This is a genomic window from Paenibacillus sp. J31R30, assembly GCF_059692115.1.
In genome coordinates, this window is the sequence record NZ_JCAUAV010000002.1 from 1,199,605 (window position 1) to 1,217,428 (window position 17,824).

Sequence of the window (17,824 nt, forward strand, 5' to 3'; positions counted from 1 at the left end):
CTTCGGGCATTATACAAACCTCTATCTTAAAAAAAGACATAGAGGTATAAATATAGACAATTACAAATGAGGACAAGGATAGTAACATCGAGACGAAGGTCATTTTATTTTCTTTCCTTTTTTTGCGGTAGGGAAGGGATCATGGAAGGAGAGCGCTGCTATGCTTCATAATTTCTTGCCAGCTCCCGTGAACGGTGGATTCTACATGGATGATTATTGGGTCTGGTGCGGATCCGCTGTTCAAGGGGATGATGGCAGATTCCATTTATTTGCCTCCAGGTGGCCTAAATCTCTTCCGATGCATCCGGGCTGGTTGGTTTCCTCCGAGATCGTTCGGGCTGTTTCAGATCGACCCGAAGGACCTTACTCGTTTGAAGAGGTGGTTCTGCCCGCACGAGGAGCCGAATATTGGGATGGTCGCAGTACACATAACCCTCATATTGTTAAGCATGAAGGCATGTATCTACTGTATTACATGGGGTCAACGCATCCTTTTCCTGATCCGATTGAGGGAGATGGATTTGGTCTGCAAGATCCGCGATGTATCGTTGCTCGAGCGAACAAGCGCATCGGATTGGCGGTGTCGCACAGTGTGTTCGGACCCTGGCAGCGGCGTGATGAACCTATTTTATCAACAAGACCAGGGAAGTTCGACAGCTTCTTAACGTCTAATCCTGCCCCTTGTATAAATGAAGACGGTTCAGTGCTCTTGATTTATAAGGCTAGACAGTATGAAGGCTATGGACATGGAAAAATGACGTTTGGGGTTGCGCGAGCAGCTCATTACGAGGGCCCTTACCGGGTCATGAGTGAAAACCCGCTTTTCCCGCCTGACGCGCATTTGGAAGACCCTTTCGTGTGGCGAACAGATAACGGATATGCCTTGATTGCAAAGGATATGGATGGCGATCTATCCGGTGAAAAATACGGCGGCGTATACGCTTCTTCGAGCGATGGCATAACGTGGGAGATCCATCGTTCACTTGCATATTCTCGAAATGTTACTTGGGATAATGGAATCACCCAAACGATGGGTAATTTAGAAAGGCCTTTTCTTTTATTTCAAAAGGGTAAGCCTACTCATTTATTTGCGGCTACATCGGATGGTACCAAGGGCTTCCATGACGCCACACAAACGTGGAATATGGTCATTCCATTAGCTCTTGAATGAGCAGTATCAGGATGGAGGGACACTGATATGTCTAAAACAGAAGCGATAACGGAGATCAATCTCGCGCTGCATTGCGAAGTAACCTGCAGTTCAGAAATGACGGATAGGAAGGGCCTTCATGCGGTAGATGGTGCCCTGGATACCTATTGGCAGCCACTAAGCTCCGATCAAAAGGATAATAACCGCGTATGGATCACGGTTGATCTGGGTGACTGCTCCTTGTTCAATGGTGTCCAGTTGAAGCTGGCATCCGGTTTCATTCATAGATACCGTATTCTTCATTCTTCAAACGGAGTCATTTGGCATGAAGCTTTTAATCGGGAAACGTCGAGAGGCGGAATCGGAACAGACGAAGAGGCTCTTTTTCCGAAAGTGAGCGGACGATACGTCACCTTGGAAATGGAGCTATTTGATCCGGAGCGTGATTTTCAGCTCATTAATTTCGGTATTTATGAACGGCTAACGATTCCTTCTGGTCCCTTGTTAGATCGCGTAGTTTGCACGGTTGAAGGTCGCGCTTACGATCAGGACGATACATTAACGATACAAGTGAACAACCGAGTGGCATTGGATCTGAAGGGGATCCTGACAGACGGTTCGGATGTCGACTTCGCGAATGAGGATATCTCGATTAGAACCAGCAACGAGAACGTGGTGACAGTAGATGAGCGTAAAGGGATAACCAGTCTCAAGTCGGGCATCTCACAGATGAAGACTAGTGTCACTTTAGACGGGGTGATGAAAGAGTCCAGCTTTTATATAGATGTGTACGATCCTGCGGAGTGGTTGGTGGATATCGATCTGGTACATCCTTCTTTGGTTATGGATATTGGTCAGCCTGCCTTCTTGGAGCTTGGCCAACCCTATCCAGGCCTGCATGTTAGACCGGCTGTAGCGATGACGATGCAAGTTTCATTAGTAAACATGTCAACGGAACTGCTGGTTGGGAGCCTTCCTGAAAGCAAATTAGCATCGTGCATGGCATCGATGTTTACTTTTCCTGGTGAAGTGAAGGAGCCTGGTACATACCGGATTAACGTTGTGATGAAAGCAGAAGACGGACGCTCTTTCTATGATGCCTTTTATTTTACCGTTCAGCCCTCACTTAGTAACAAAGCAGGGCAAAGTGAAATCGTACATTTCGATGAGAACGGAAGATTGGCTTATGTGCCTGATTTCAAAGGGAATCAGATCATCGATTTCTCCAATTGCGGTTACGGAGGGGGTGGCGTAGCGATCCCTGAGATCGTACCTGTTATTTCACTTGAACCCGTAGAAGGGGATAATACGACACACATTCAGGCGGCGATTGATCTGGTCGCTAATCTCCCTCTATCTTCGTCCGGCTTTCGTGGCACTGTACTTTTGAAGAAGGGCATCTACCCCATAGATGGTACATTAGAGATTCTGGCAAGCGGCATTGTCGTACGTGGTGAGGGGGAAACCGAGGGTGGTACCTTACTGTATGCCACAGGAACGAAGCAGCGAAATGTGTTTGAAATCAGGGGAGAATCAGCCCCTCGGCTACTGCCTGAGACACAGACCTCCATTTGTGATCTTTATGTGCCATCGGGAGCACGAAGAATTCATGTTAGCGATGCATCCTGTTATCGGGTCGGAGACACCGTCAAGGTGATTCGCTATGGAAATGAACGTTGGATTCATGCCATTGGTATGGATGCGATTCGCTTGAGGCCAGTGGCAGGCGGAACTGCTCAATGGCTTCCGTTCCAACTGGAATTTGACAGAGTGATCACTCATATAGATGGCAATTGTATTACGTTGGACGCTCCAATTGCGAATGCCATTGAAACCCGCTGGGGAGGCGGGGCGCTTGTCAAATACGAGGATGGAGGCCGTATCGAACAGCTCGGTATTGAGTATTTGAGAGTGGTTGTTTCGTATGATCCCACGATCCATGAGACGCGAATCGATGGCAATGAGGGCAGTAAACCGTATATGGCTGATGAGCAGCATGCAATTAACTTTATTTATCTGGATCATGTACGGAACGCCTGGATACGCAATGTCGACGGCTTCCATCTCCAGCATGCACTGGTGCAGGTTGGACGCGCTGCGAAGTGGATAACCATCCAGGATTGTGCAGCCTATGACTTTGTCAGTGTGGTGACGGGAGGACGTCGGTATGCGTTCCATCTTATGGGTGAATTAACCCTCGTCCAGCGAGCCTACTCGGAAACGGCAAGGCATGCCTTTGCCGTTGATGCGCGGGTTGCAGGACCGAACGTATTCCTCGACTGCGAGTCGCAAAAGGATTACAACACAAGTGAACCCCATCATCGCTGGTCAGTTGGCTGCCTCTATGACAATGTAAAGGGCCGGATCCATATTCAGGATCGAGCCTGGTTGGGAAGCGGGCATGGCTGGTCAGGCGCCAACTATGTCACTTGGAATACGACCAATGAGCTAGTCTCGCAACAACCGCCAACCGCTCAAAATTATGCGATTGGGCATGTCGGAAGTAAAGGGAAGTCACTTCTTCCAAGTACCTATGATCAGCGGCAGCGCAAGGAAGCTTACTGGGAGAGCTTCGGGAGCCATGTGGAACCGCGCAGTCTATATACACAACAGTTACTGGACCGTCTTGGTTCGGAAGCAGTTCGCAGTAAATAAATCATAATATTGACTGTGAGTGGTCCATGCGAGTACGCATGGGCCTCTTTGCATGCGTTCACCTCTACATTTGAATAGTCATTTTAGTTAATGAGGGTAGGTAGTTTGGATTTTAAAGATGAATTTACGATTATGATGATGATTATTTTCTGTGATTTGTATTAAATTGGAGGAGAGTGTACGCACTCGATATCTTTGAAAGGAGTTAAAAGCGTAGAGCGCATTCATTGTTTCAAATGGAATTTAACTTAAGGGAGGATGTATGAATGGGAAAAAGCAAGAAAGTAAGTATTATGATGTTATTGATTAGTTTGATTCTTGCCATGATCCCTTTTGCAGGCCATGCTGCGGACACGAAATTGTCGGTCGCACCATCTGGGGTGACTGCGAGTTCAGATGATGGTAACGTGCCTGCCAATACGGTAGATGGCAGTTTAACGACACGATGGTCAGCAAGCGGAGATGGGCAATGGATTAAGTATGATTTGGGCTCCGTGAAAAAAGTATCTTACATTAAAATCGCTTTTATTAGTGGGGATACGAGAACATCGAATTTCGATATACAAACATCGACGGACAATATTAATTTCACGACGGCTCAGTCTAACGTGACGAGCAGCTTGAATACCAGCTTACAGACTTTTGATTTTCCCGATGTTGACCCGGCTCGTTATGTGCGGATTGTCGGACATGGTAACTCTGTGAACTTATGGAACAGTTATACCGAGGTCGAAATTTACGGTGATACTTCTGCAAGCGCTTCCGCAGACACGAAGTTCTCTGTCTCCGGGTCTAACGTGACAGCTAGCGCAGATGATGGGAATGTCCCTGCTAACACGGTAGATGGGAACTTAACCACACGGTGGTCGGCTAGCGGCAATGGACAATGGATCAAGTACGATTTGGGTTCGAATGCCAAGGTCTCCTTCATCAAAATAGCATTTCTAAATGGCGATACGCGAACTTCCAGTTTCGATATTCAAACCTCCACAGATAACGTGAATTTTACGACGGCTCAGGCCAATGTGACGAGCAGTTTGAATACAAGCTTGCAGACATTTGACTTCACGGATGTAGCGTCAACTCGTTATGTACGCATTGTTGGCCATGGCAACTCCGTCAACTTATGGAACAGTTATACCGAAGTAGAAATTTATGGTGTTGCCCCTGTGACACCTGGTGTTTCGGTTTCCACTTCCGCACAGTTAGCAACTGCCTTAAGTAATGCAAGTGCAGGTACGACAATCGTACTAGCGAACGGGACATACTCACAGACAGGACCCTTCGTACTGAGCAACAAAAATGGTACATCAAGCAGCCCGATCACGATCAAAGCAGCGAATCAGGGGCAGGCGATTATTTCTGGCGGGGCTTCCCTCCAAATACAGAGCTCGTCCAATGTCGTGATTGAGGGACTGAAATTTACAAACTTAGGAAATACAGGCCTTCTCTTAGATGGATCCAATAACATTCGCGTTACGAGGAATCAATTTGCACTTCAAGCAACTGGAAGTACCCTGATCTGGCTTCAAGTTAGTGGCGTCGATAGCCATCACAATCGAATTGATCATAATGATTTTGGACCGAAGAGCGACACGGATCCGCTGATTGCTTATCAGGGCGACAATAACGGGAACATCTCACAGTATGACGTAATCGAATATAACTATTTTCATGATGTGGGGCCATGGGTGGCCAATGGGAAAGAAACAATACGCCTTGGCTTATCGGGAATCTCCTTGTCGAATGGGTATAATACCATCCAGTACAATCTATTTGAGAATTGCGACGGCGAGCCCGAAATCGTTTCTGTGAAAAGCAGTAACAATACCGTTCGCTACAATACCTTCAAGACTTCCAAGGGTGGGCTCACCTCCAGACATGGGCATAATAACTCTTTTTACGGCAATTATTTCCTAGGTGATGGTGTAGAATCAGAACAAGCTGGCATACGCATTTATGGGAACGATCATAAGATCTACAACAATTACATGGAAAATCTAACAGCTAACGCGATCATTCTTGATAATGCGGATTATGATGGCGGTACAGGAGGTTATCCTTCCAATCCATCAGCAGATGACCTGAGAGAACAATGGAAAATATACCGAGCGCAAGTCGTCAACAATACGATTGTAAATAGCTCGACGGGAATCATCGTTGGTTCTGGTAAACCCTTAGCTCCACAAGACAGCAGAGTGGCTAATAATATCGTAAGAAATTCCACAGGGACCCTCTATAATGAAGTTGGAACCACTAACACGGTATTTGAAGGGAACATGGGATACGGCAGCACAGTAAGCAATAATGGTTCGAGGACATCTGCCCAAATTTGGAGTATCAATCCGCTATTGACTACGGTAAACGGGTTGCAAAAGTTGTCATCTAGCAGTCCTGCCATAAACGCTGCAGTGGGAACTTACACCTATGTGACAGAAGATATGGATGGCGAAACACGCTCTACCACTGATGTTGGAGCAGATGAACGGTCTGCGAGCACATCCTTCGGCAAACATCCTTTGGTTGCTTCTGAGGTTGGACCTAATGCGCCATAAGGAATAAAATCATTCCATTTCGAGGCTGTCCTTCCTACAGGACGGCCTTTTTGCTTGCGAACTATTTTACTCATTCATTGTCATTTGTTTATTGTGCTGAATACCATGTTATAGATGCCTAAGCCCAATGGACGTAATAAGATCAGAAAGGATATGATTGTTGACGATGAAAAGGACATATAGGATCGTTGAGATCGCACGTAAACTTAGAAAAACGCAAGCAACGATAGTGGAATGGTCGAAGCAATTTGCTGATTTTCTTCCAACCATCGTTGTTGGGGGAACATTAAGATACACAGAAGAGGCTGTCGAGACATTTCGCATGATCTCCAAGCTTAAAGATGCCAATAAATCGCACAAGATGGTTTATGAATATTTACAGGAAATGTCGCAGAAGGAACATCAAGTGCTTAAAGGTGAGGAGATCCTTGCAACTCCGTCTCCTGAGGTGGTTCCAGAATTGAAATTACCTCAGATGGAGACGAAATCTAGCCCCCTTTTAAGTGATGAAATCTTGGAATTGCGTAACTTGGTACAGATTCTAACACAAAAAATAGATGCCAATAAATCTCCGAGGCCTATAAACGAACAAGTAGATGATAGTCAACTGGTTGGAATATCTTCCATTTCAAGTGGTAGACAAGTAGCACCGAAGAATAATTACGTGAATGTTCTATTCGATCAGCTAACGAATGAAGTTGCAGAGCTTCGAAGTCTTGTTCTTTCATTTATGGAAAAGATGATCGAAGTTGCGAAGGGCGCTAATCAAGATGAGCGGTTTACAAGCATGACGGAATCCGTACATTCACAAGTTAATGGCATTTCGGAAGAAGTTACTGAACTGCGTAATATCATCAAGATTCTTACGTACAAGGTAGCTGAGGTCATTGAACAAGATGACAGCAGCGAGGTTGCCGCCAACTTTGATGTACTCAACATGCAATACAAGAGTGTGGCTGATCAGGTTCAAGAACTGCAGCATGTGGTCTATTCTGTGCAGCCTAAGCTGATAGAAGATCAGGGGCACAAGCTCAAAGGTGAATTGCTAGCAGTGGCAAAGGTGAATCAGGAGCAACAAGTTGCCAGAATCACGAAGTTAGAAGAGGAGTTCCAAGCGTTCTATACTGGTCATCCCCTGCTGATCGAGGCGCTGGAACATAATTTCAGTGGTGAACTACAAGCAGCGACAAGTGAATGGCAGTCGCAGCTTCAGGAAAGTGTCTCGAATTTGGAGGAGGAACTCCTTGCCATTCAACCTCAAATTAAAGAAGTGCTGGAGCATAATTTCAGAGTTGAACTAGTAGCAGCGACAAGTGAACTGCAGTCGCAGCTTCAGGAAAGTGTCTCGAATTTGGAGGAAGAACTCCTTGCCATTCAACCTCAAATTACAGAAGTGCTGGAGCATAATTTCAGAGTTGAACTAGTAGCAGCGACAAGTGAACTGCAGACGCAGCTTCAGGAAAGTGTCTCGAATTTGGAGGAAGAACTCCTTGCCATTCAACCTCAAATTACAGAAGTGCTGGAGCATAATTTCAGGGTTGCACTAGTAGCAGCGAAAAGTGAACTGCAGACGCAGCTTCAGGAAAGTGTCTCAAAGTTGGAGGGAGAACTCCATGCTGTTCAACCTAAGATCACAGAATCGCTGGGGCAAACCTTCAGGGGTGAACTACAAGCAGCGACAAGTGAGCTGCAGACTCAGCTTCAAGAAAATGTCTCGAATTTGGAGGAAGAACTCCATGCTGTTCAACCTAAGATCACAGAAGTGCTGGAGCATAATTTCAGGGTTGAACTGGTAGCGGCGACAAGTGAGCTGCAGACGCAGCTTCAGGAAAGTGTCTCGAAGTTGGAGGGAGAACTCCATGCTGTTCAACCTAAGATCACAGAAACGCTGGAGCATAATTACAAAGGTGAAATACTAGCTTCGACAAATGAACTGCAGAAGCAGTTTCAGGAAAGTGTCTCGAAGTTGGAGGGAGAATTCCATATCATTCAACCCCAAATTACAGAAGCGCTGGAGCAAAACCTCAAGAATGAAATGCAAATAGTGACAAGTGAACTACAGAAAATACTTCAAGAAAATGTCTTGAAGCTGGATCAAGAGCTTCAAACCTTTAAACCCCAAATAACGGAGACGCTGGAGCAACATCTCAGGAATGAGATGCATGCAGCGACTTATGAATTGCGCAAGCAGCATAAAGAAAGTATTACAGAGTTAGAGCAAGAACTGCATAAAAACTACAATATTAATACTCAGAAGTTAAATGAGTTAATCGAACAAGCGGTTAGCAGTCAAGTGGTTTCCAATGAGGATTTGCTGAACCAACGCTTTGATAACATATCTATTCAGTTGTCTTCCCAACAGAGATTGCTTGATAAGGTTGCTAAATTTCTTGGTATTTAAGGCCTGATAAGCATAAAAGAGGGTGTCCCAAAAGCCATCTATGTGGCGGGGGACGGACCCTCTTTTTTCCATTTTATAAAACAGGAAACAACATTTCTTAGTGACAAGGAAATGTGATCCTACCGTAGCTGTTTTCCTCGAAAATGAGTGTATGTTAGCATCTTTGACCAAACACACCATTAGTTCTTAGCGATTTTTTAACAGAGCTGATGGGGGATGTCCCATTCTTTTTCTGAATACGCGGTTAAAGTAAGCAGGATCACAGTATCCAAGAAAGTCTGAAATTTGTGCAATAGACATCGAAGTGTTCATAAGCAAATCTTTGGCAGAAGTGATTCGAATATTATGGAGAAATTCGATCGGTGTACAACCAAGAACATCACGAAACACAGACGTAATGTAGTTAGGATGTCGATCAAAATGCTCCGACAATTGCTCAATGCGCAAGGGTTCCCGATAATGCTCAATAATAAATTGCTGTATTTCGGCTACAAGTGAATGTTTTTTGGTAGGAGTAGGCATTTCCATTTCCCGATTAAGTCCAGCTAATTGTTCTAATAAGATGCCTTCACAGGATTGAAGGTAGTAAGGAGCTTGTGCAAGCCACAGTTGATGCATCGCGATACATCTTTGTTTATAGAACAAATGATTGCGGAGCTTCAAATGTACAACTTGTTGGAGATGCACCAAGGGAATGTCCGTTTCCGAGCCAAAAGTTGAAAAGTGAATGGAATAGGACGCATGCAGCTGATCTCTTGCGATGTCATAGTTTCGCTGCAAGCCTGCTGGAATGAAAATAAGCTCTCCTTTGGAAACAGAGAATTGTTCTGCGCCAAAGTGATACGTTATTTGCCCCTCAAGCCCGAGTAAAACAGAGTGCCACTCCGGTAAGGAAGTCGACTTATGTGAGTATCCGGGATGAAGCTCATTATAGTTAATATAGTGAAAATGAAACATATGGTATCCTCCTCACACTAAACATTTTAATTTTAACATGAGAATTGTTCAGAAATAAATAGTATTGTTAATTCTATCTCACCTGAGAGGTAGCTATAATTAGGCTATACCACAAAGGGTAAATGATCTTAGGAAAAGGTGAGAAGTTATGATCCAATCAGGTAAATCATTCTCTAGTTCACAGTATAACGAAGAAGGATACTGCGCTCCTGTACAAGTATTATCGTTAGAAGAGGCTGATAAGGGCTATGAACGTTTCTTCGAGACTATCCAGCAATCTAAGTATAATTCAGGTAGTGCGACGATGGATATGGCTGGCTGGCATATTCGAAATGAATGGGTATACAACATTGCGACACATCCAGCTATCTTGGGACCGATTTCCGAAATTCTAGGTGATAACATTATTTTATGGTCAACGAACTTCTGGTATAAGGAGCCTCGCAACGAGAAAAGAATTCCATGGCATCAAGATATTCATTATTGGCCAATGGATCCGCCGATTAACGCAACCGCCTGGCTGAGTCTTGGTTACTCGATTACGGAGAATGGCTGCTTGAGAATTATACCTGGTACTCACATTGATCTGGTTGAACATAAACCTGTAGATCCGACAGATAAGTCGTTTCTGACCAGCGAGATTGACGCTTCCCTAGTTGATGAGAGCAAAGCGATCGATATTGAATTGACGCCAGGACAAGCAGTGTTTTTCACGGAAACGATCTTCCACGGTTCAGAGCGAAACACGTCCAACATTCCGCGTGTCGCATTAAGTCTTCGTTTTACAACACCTGAAGTGAAGATGGGCTGGGATCCTGAGAAAAATCCGAACTGGCGAGCATTTCTAGTGAAGGGTGTAGATCATTATCATTATAATGATCATTTAGTTGGGATCGCGCCTGAACGAAACGAGGATGGTAGGAAATAAATGCTATGAGTTCCTGATGTGTTCATCGGGAGCTCTTATTTCTATTTCATAACGACGAGGAGATGAAGAAGCACAATGATCAGATTAGGTTCACAAGACAATCATTATCGTATGCAGCTAGATTGGGCAAAAATTCTCGTAGGTACACGTTTGGGATATACGCATGGCATTTCCATTTTGATAAAGGGCATGTGTGGATTGCTGATTTACATGGGAGGATTGTGAAGCTGGAGAAATGCCGTGAATGAGTCATCGACAACGCGAAAAGCATAAATGTTTAAGTTGTCAGAAAGATTGAAATGGAATATTATTATAATGTGGTAATTATATTTCTATAAATATGAATTACATAAAAGAAAGCGTTTTATTTAGCTCTACTATTTGATTATACAGCAAGCTCTTCGTTTTCGACTACTCCAAAATAAGGACGGTATCCCGAGATGAGAATAAATGTTGTCGGTATGAATCCGACCGTGCTATTTCCCAATGAAGTGCCGCTAAGACAGATCGTTTACGCGACAGTAAGAAGCCAAGACATTGAGCAGATCGATGCTGTGATGCAAGTAACAGTCGAAGGGGAAGCAGCAGAAGAGACGTGGGAAAGCCAAGTCATTCTTATAGAAGGAGATCAACAATTCGAAGTGAGAGTTAGAGATATGGAAACGCCTTCCTTGGTTACGATCACACTGTTCGTGAAAGAATCGGGTGAAACACTTGCTTCTTGGTCAGAGCTGTGGCAGCCACAGCGGAAATGGCGCGTTCATATGGTCAAAGCCTCCCATTATGATCTAGGCTATGATGGTCGTGTGGATCATATGCAGGCGGAAGCGGCTGATTATATGGATTTGGCAAGACGATTAGTCGGGGATAAGGACCAGCTGCATGAATGGCACTACCATCTCGAGCATATGGGGTACATCCGTGCTTATGAGAAGCAGAGAACGCCAGCGCAGCTGCGACAATTCATTGATCAGTACGTCAAATCCGGTTTAATGACGTTGTTGGGTAATCCGAGTGGTCCTCACTGGCACTGGATGGACTACGAACAGATCGCGCGAGCTTCTTATCCTGCTCGCAGGGAAATGAAGGATCGCTTTGATTTGGATGTCAAAGGGATTGCAGTCATCGATAATCCGAGCGCTTCTTGGTCGTCTTTTCAAGCCTTTGCGAAGTCAGGGTTTCGCTATTTCTATCGATTCGGAACGACCTTTCGCGGTCCAGGTTCGCATAAGGAAATTGGCATGCCGAAGGTTTGCTGGCTGACAGCGCCTAACGGGAATGACCGTATTCTGGGCTATTTTACCGACTTTTATGGGGAGAGTTTGTGGATCGGTCAGGCAGGCGGCGGGGGGATGAACTATGTCGAGCCCGCAGCTAGCCAATTATCCGATTTCTTGCTGCGTGTTGAGCGTGGAGAGATGTACGGCGACTATCCATATGACACACTCCTCATGAGCAACTATATCGATTGGGAAATACCGCATGAAGATGAGCGTATCCTCATTGAATGGCGCCGCAGGTTTACGTATCCGCAGATCTGTTTTGCTGATGCCAATGAAGCGATGCTGCGGCTTGAAGAGGTATATGGTGACCAGATTCCGGTTGTCAGAGGGGATACCAACAACTACTCTGGCGATTATTCGAGCATTGATCCAGCCTCACAAGGGATTAAACGCAAAGCGACGCGTCACTTAGCCTTCGCGGAGGGCCTCCATGCCATAGCGGCATCGCGATCCGAGAGGACGTATCCAGGGAAGTTATTGAATGATCTCTACATTCATCTCGTGGAGTTTGATGAACATTGCTGGCCGACCATGCTGCCAGGCAACAATATGAATATTTTTAACACCAATGTAGTCAAAACAAAGAAAATTAGACAAACCGCTGAAGAAGTGAACACGCTGCTGAATGAATCTCTATCACGTTTATCAGCCACAACGAGGACTGATGGATCTGGCTCAACGATTACCGTTTGGAATTCACTGGCTCACTCGAGATCAGGGCTTGTCATTTTCAAAGCAGCATCCGACGATTTATTTACGTACAGCCTCATGAAAGATGAAGCAACAGGTGCTGAAATAAGGGTTCAACAGCTCGATAGCAGCAGCGATTTTATCTTCAATGCAACGGATGTACCAGCCTACGGATATAAGACCTATACCCTCGTAAAAGAATCACAGCTTCAAGCTGCCCCTGGAGACCTCCAAATGGGTGAAGCGCTGGATTCGTTCACAATCGAAAACGCGAAGTATCGGTTTGCCGTCGACCGCTCGAATGGACGTGTTTGTACATTTTATGATAAAGAATTGAATCGTTCCTTATTAGATGCAGAAGCGGCTCATGGGTTTAATGAATGGCTGCAAGTGACGACTGGCGAGTTCTCCTACACGCTGTTGTCCAAAGATTTGACGATTACTTCCATCGGAGAGACAGTCGACGTATCATGCACCATTGGACCTGTGATGTCAGAAATCCGAGTGGAGTTAGCCGATCGGCGTATTGGTGTTAAACTTCTATCCATTTATCGTTTGTATGCCAATGCGGATCACTTGGATGTCATCAATCGAACGGAGCGCATGGATTTCCTGCATACTTCGGTCAATGATCGATACAAACAAAATGTGTTTGTCTCCTTCCCTTTTCACGTGAACAATCCAACGTTTAGAGCCGAATATGCAGGGGGAACGCTTGATCCTGCCGAGGACTTTTTACCCTCTGTACGCGATTTCGTCACGGTCAATAGATGGTTGGACGTAAGCAGCGGGGATGGTTCCTTCGGTATAACCATTGTTCCCCACGAAGCCTCAGCGATTCATCTTGGGAAGATCATGTATAACCAATTAAGCGCAGATTATATCCCGGAAAGTTCGCATCTCTATAGCTACGCATGGTCTAACCGTATGTCAGGTCTTACGACGTTAAGCTTAGAGGATTATAAAGCGGAGCTCTCTTATTCGATTCGTTCCCATGCGGGCAATTGGCAGAAAGGGGAGGCGGCGACATTTGGATGGCAGCAAGCCAGCCCGCTCTTGGTTGATGTGCATCATGAGCACCGCGAGAAACAGATCAGCTTCCTTGAAGTTGACCATAGGAATGTGCAAGTCGTTGTCTTGAAAAGGTCGGAAAAACCAGGAGATGGCTACACGCTCCGACTTGTTGAAACGGAAGGACGAGAGTCTACAAGTGTTAAAGTAAAGCTTGGCTTTGCTCAGATAGATCGGGCATGGTCTTGTGATCTGGTAGAAAATCGCTTGCAGCCTTTGGAACTAGAAGATGGTAATCTCTTCATCACAATAACTTCTTATGATATGGCAACGATCCAGTTGCATGTGAAAGAAGCGGAGTATAGGGAGATCCACAATCTAGAAGCAACTCCAATGAGTGATAGTGAGATCCAATTAACGTGGCAGGTGGAAAAAGGAAGTGCTGGACATGGTTTCTTTATCTACCGTTCCGAAGACGCTCTAGCGCCTCCAACCCTGCACACGCAGGTGGGCTATGTGGAGACGGCTAGCTTCATGGACACTGGGCTTCATCCGGGCACGGAATATTATTATCAGGTGATTGCTGGTACTGTGCATAATGGGCAGTCCGAGCATACGCGTCTGAAAGTTATGGCTGAAACGAGCTTAATGAATAAGACCGCCCCTAAACCTGTACATAATTTGAGCGTCATTCCTTTGGATTGGGATGCGTTAGCCATCTATTGGAAGCGGAATATGGAACCAGACATTGCTTATTATGAATTATTTCGAGGTGCGGAGCCGGATTTTCAGCCTAGTCGTGACAATCGAATAGCACGTCTGAATCCGAATCACTATGAATTACAAGTGTGGGAAGATACGGGACTTACGCCAGGGGATGTCTGGTATTACAAGGTATATATTACCGATTACGCAGGCAATGTTCAGACTAATTGTTTGGGAGTTCGAGGTGAAACACCTGTAACGAAGCGGCTTCCGGAACGAAGAGATACCTTTTAGAGAATTAAAGCGGGAATTCCCGCTTTTTTAATGCATTATTTCTTATATTATGGTACTATAATTACATTAATATAAAAATAGTGAATATTCGGGAGGATATCTATGTATTCATATGCGAAGGGATTACAACAAATTGAAGTGGATGTTCTCATTTGTGGAAGCGGTTGCGCTGGTATTGGCGCTGCAATAGCGGCGGCAAGAGGCGGGGCAAGCACCATGGTGCTTGAGAAGAATGGTTACTCCGGAGGTATCATTACCGCTGTCCACAACCCCTTTTTCGACGGCTTAACGGATCTTCGCAATGGCGATATTATCGTGAAAGGCGTCGCATTTGAGCTATATGCCAGAATGGGGTATGCAAGTCCCAAAGCTACCCGACTTGAGGGCCTTCACCAGACCGTTGATCCTGAAAAGCTAAAGACCCTTGTTGATCAATATTATTCGCAGTTAGCGATCAGAACCTGGTACCATAGCCCAGTAGTGGACGTTTGTGTTAGTCAAAATCGAATTGAAGCTGTCATCACAGCGAACAAAGGCGGCATGTATGCCATAAAGCCGAAGGTCGTTATTGACTGTACAGGTGATGGAGATATTGCAGGCTGGGCAGGAGCACCTTATGAAATCAGTGAGACGGTCCAACCGATGACACTTCATTTTCGCATTGGGAATGTGAAGGTAGATGCGGATTTGCCGCGCAAGTGCGAAGAGGCCTTGAAAGCACCGTTCGAGAATGGGGAGCTGCCTTGTTACGGCGGACCTTGGATGTTCTCTTTGGCCAAAGACGAGATCACCATCAACGCAACAAGAATTCATTCCAAGCCGCTGGATCCCGATCTGAAAAGCAAGGCAGAGATGAGAGGACGCGAGGACGCATGGATCATGTTCGACGCATGGAAAAAGGCGCTGCCCGAATTTCAAGATGCCTATCTCATCTCGACGGGTCCGGAGATTGGCGTAAGGGAGACGAGGCGTATCGTTGGGGATTACACGTTAACGGTCGATGATATTACCGCTACGCGGACGTTCGATGATGCCATTGTGAAGGGCTCATGGTTTCTGGATATGCATCCGTCCGACGGTTCTGTAGGCGTACATCCGCATACACACTATAAACCGGCCCCGTATGATATTCCCTATCGGACACTATTGCCGCAGAAGCTCGATAACGTCATTGTTGCAGGGCGCTGCCACTCGGCAACGCGCGAAGCCTTAAGCTCATCGAGGGTAACTATTACCGCGATGGGGATGGGCGAAGCAGCAGGGACTGCTGCTGTCATGGCTATTCAGCAGCAATGCGGAATGAGAGAAGTTCCGATGACAGAGCTTCAGGATAAACTTTTTGCCATCAAAGCAGCTCATTAATTGATTTGCATGTAAGAAGTAACACGAAAGGGGGCATTCTCCTTGCTTCGCAAACGAGATCATTATGTACTGTTCGCATTCCTACTTCCCGTCATCCTTATTCTCCTACTCTTCAAAGGGGTTCCGATTGCCCAATCCTTTTATTACAGCTTTACAGACTACAATGGCTTTGAAGCGCAAGGCGTAGGATTGAAAAATTATACGGAAATCATGACCGATGAAGCCTTCAAAACAAGCTTGTTCAACAGTTTGCTGTTTTTCATCAGCATCCCGATAAAAATCATTTTATCCGTATTATTGGCTGTGCTTGTCTATGAAAAGGTGTGGGGATCTTCCTTCTTCCGCTCGGTCATCTTCCTGCCGCAGGTGTATTCAGCTGTGGTTATCGGCTTTAGTTTTTCAATTATGCTGTCCATGAACGGCCCCATTAATATGATGTGGAAGGAATTGGGACTTACACAGCTTATCATGGATCCTTTAACAGAGCCGTGGATGGCTAGATCGATTCTCATCGTTGTGCTTGTCTGGGCCGGCATGGGGACAGGGATGATTATCACTCTCGCAGCGATGTCTACGATGTCACATGAGGTGCTGGAATCAGCCAAAATTGATGGTGCCAGCTGGTGGCAGACGTTTGGCCGCATTATCCTTCCTATGTTGAAACCAACTATTGAGTTTCTTGCCATCATGTATACGATTAGTCTATTTACCAACCAATTCGGCCTCGTATATGCATTGACCAAAGGCGGCCCAGGGAAATCGACGATCCTGCTTGATTATTTGATTTACAATGTCGCGTTCACCGATGGGCAAAGCCGATTTGGCTATGCATCCGCCCTTGGCATCATTCTGATGATTTTAGTTGCCTTGGTGATGCTTGTGCAGCGGTTACTGTTATCTGAACGAGGAGGGAAAAAGCAGTGATGAGAACGTTTAAATTCCAATTCCCTTCCGTTCTTTTTCTATCCTTAGTCTCGCTGACGACGCTATTTCCACTGTATTTCATCGTGGTGACATCCTTCAAAACCTCGAAGGAATATTCGCTCCATCCGCTAGGCTTGGCAGCGAACTGGTCGTTCGACAATTTAGCGAGTGCGCTGCAAATCGGCAAGCTGCTATCGTATTCTGTGAATACGCTCTGGATGACCGTGTTGTCACTTACCTGCTTTGTCGTGCTTTACAGTATGGCTGCGTTCACCTTCACACTGGGGAAGAGCAAGTGGCTGCCCGTTGTACTTGTCCTATTTATTCTAAGTAATATTATCCCGCTTCCGGTTATTATTGTGCCCTTGTTCAAAGAGCTGCTCACGTTTCATTTGTTCAATAAGTTCACGGGGCTGCTTCTTGTTTATATTGCGATGTATGGGCCGTTCTTTATCTTGTTTCTGACTTCATACAATAAGGCTATTCCCAAATCCCTGTATGAGGCTGCGGTGATCGACGGCGCTTCCGTGACGGGCTTATTCCTTCGCGTATTCCTGCCTCTGAATCGACCTGCCATAGCAACCGTATGTATCCTCGGCTTCTTGTATGTGTGGAATGAGTTTTATGCGTCGCTCATCATTTTGCAAAATCCAGATAAGCGTACGTTGCAAACGGGGATCGCTCTGCTCAAAGGTCAATATCAAACGGATATCCCGCTGTTAACCGCAGGTCTGCTCATTGCTGTTGTGCCCGTCATCCTGTTCTATGTCCTATTTCAAAGGCAAATTGTCGCTGGTATTACGGCAGGTTCCATTAAAGAATAAGTTAATTCCCATAATAGTGAAATACATTTATTTTATAATAAAAATAGTTTGACAACTTGAAGATCTATTTGCTATATTGATTTCG

General features: G+C 45.5%; 11 protein-coding genes. 10 read left to right on the forward strand and 1 reads right to left on the reverse strand.

The genetic code is table 11. The annotated features are described in order from the left end of the window. Positions 1–160: 160 nt before the first annotated feature. From AC58QO_RS11000 to AC58QO_RS11015, 4 genes are all read left to right on the forward strand, one after another. Positions 161–1,171, forward strand: coding sequence for a glycoside hydrolase family protein (locus AC58QO_RS11000; RefSeq protein WP_497265329.1), 1,011 nt, complete (start codon positions 161–163; stop codon positions 1,169–1,171). A gap of 27 nt (positions 1,172–1,198) precedes the next feature. Next, positions 1,199–3,805 (forward strand): discoidin domain-containing protein, encoded by a 2,607-nt coding sequence (locus AC58QO_RS11005; protein WP_497265330.1) that lies wholly within the window; start codon positions 1,199–1,201, stop codon positions 3,803–3,805. A gap of 266 nt (positions 3,806–4,071) precedes the next feature. Further along, complete coding sequence (locus tag AC58QO_RS11010; protein ID WP_497265331.1) at positions 4,072–6,360, forward strand: chondroitinase-B domain-containing protein; 2,289 nt, start codon at positions 4,072–4,074, stop codon at positions 6,358–6,360. Between the two features lie 166 nt (positions 6,361–6,526). Continuing rightward, the gene (locus tag AC58QO_RS11015) at positions 6,527–8,761 is read left to right on the forward strand and encodes a MerR family transcriptional regulator (protein ID WP_497265332.1); all 2,235 of its coding nucleotides are present in this window, start codon (positions 6,527–6,529) and stop codon (positions 8,759–8,761) included. Between the two features lie 186 nt (positions 8,762–8,947). On the opposite strand, the gene AC58QO_RS11020 is transcribed toward AC58QO_RS11015, so the two are convergent. After that, a complete protein-coding gene (locus tag AC58QO_RS11020; protein ID WP_497265333.1) occupies positions 8,948–9,718 on the reverse strand; it encodes a helix-turn-helix domain-containing protein in 771 nt (256 codons plus the stop codon). Between the two features lie 148 nt (positions 9,719–9,866). Between AC58QO_RS11020 and AC58QO_RS11025 the strand changes: the two genes are divergently transcribed. The 6 genes from AC58QO_RS11025 to AC58QO_RS11050 all read left to right on the forward strand — a co-directional run bounded on the left by AC58QO_RS11025 (position 9,867) and on the right by AC58QO_RS11050 (position 17,739). Next, positions 9,867–10,646: a phytanoyl-CoA dioxygenase family protein gene (locus tag AC58QO_RS11025; protein WP_497265334.1), complete on the forward strand. Its 780-nt coding sequence runs from the start codon at positions 9,867–9,869 to the stop codon at positions 10,644–10,646. A 75-nt stretch (positions 10,647–10,721) separates the two neighbouring features. After that, positions 10,722–10,871 (forward strand): hypothetical protein, encoded by a 150-nt coding sequence (locus AC58QO_RS11030; RefSeq protein WP_497265335.1) that lies wholly within the window; start codon positions 10,722–10,724, stop codon positions 10,869–10,871. Between the two features lie 215 nt (positions 10,872–11,086). Further along, complete coding sequence (locus AC58QO_RS11035) at positions 11,087–14,629, forward strand: glycosyl hydrolase-related protein (protein WP_497265336.1); 3,543 nt, start codon at positions 11,087–11,089, stop codon at positions 14,627–14,629. A 102-nt stretch (positions 14,630–14,731) separates the two neighbouring features. After that, positions 14,732–15,991 (forward strand): FAD-dependent oxidoreductase, encoded by a 1,260-nt coding sequence (locus AC58QO_RS11040; protein ID WP_497265337.1) that lies wholly within the window; start codon positions 14,732–14,734, stop codon positions 15,989–15,991. A 42-nt stretch (positions 15,992–16,033) separates the two neighbouring features. Continuing rightward, on the forward strand, positions 16,034–16,915 hold the full coding sequence (locus AC58QO_RS11045; protein WP_497265338.1) for a carbohydrate ABC transporter permease: 882 nt from the start codon (positions 16,034–16,036) through the stop codon (positions 16,913–16,915). Next, a complete protein-coding gene (locus AC58QO_RS11050) occupies positions 16,915–17,739 on the forward strand; it encodes a carbohydrate ABC transporter permease (protein ID WP_497265339.1) in 825 nt (274 codons plus the stop codon). Before AC58QO_RS11045 ends, AC58QO_RS11050 begins: the two co-directional genes overlap by 1 nt. The last annotated feature ends 85 nt before the right edge of the window (positions 17,740–17,824 follow it).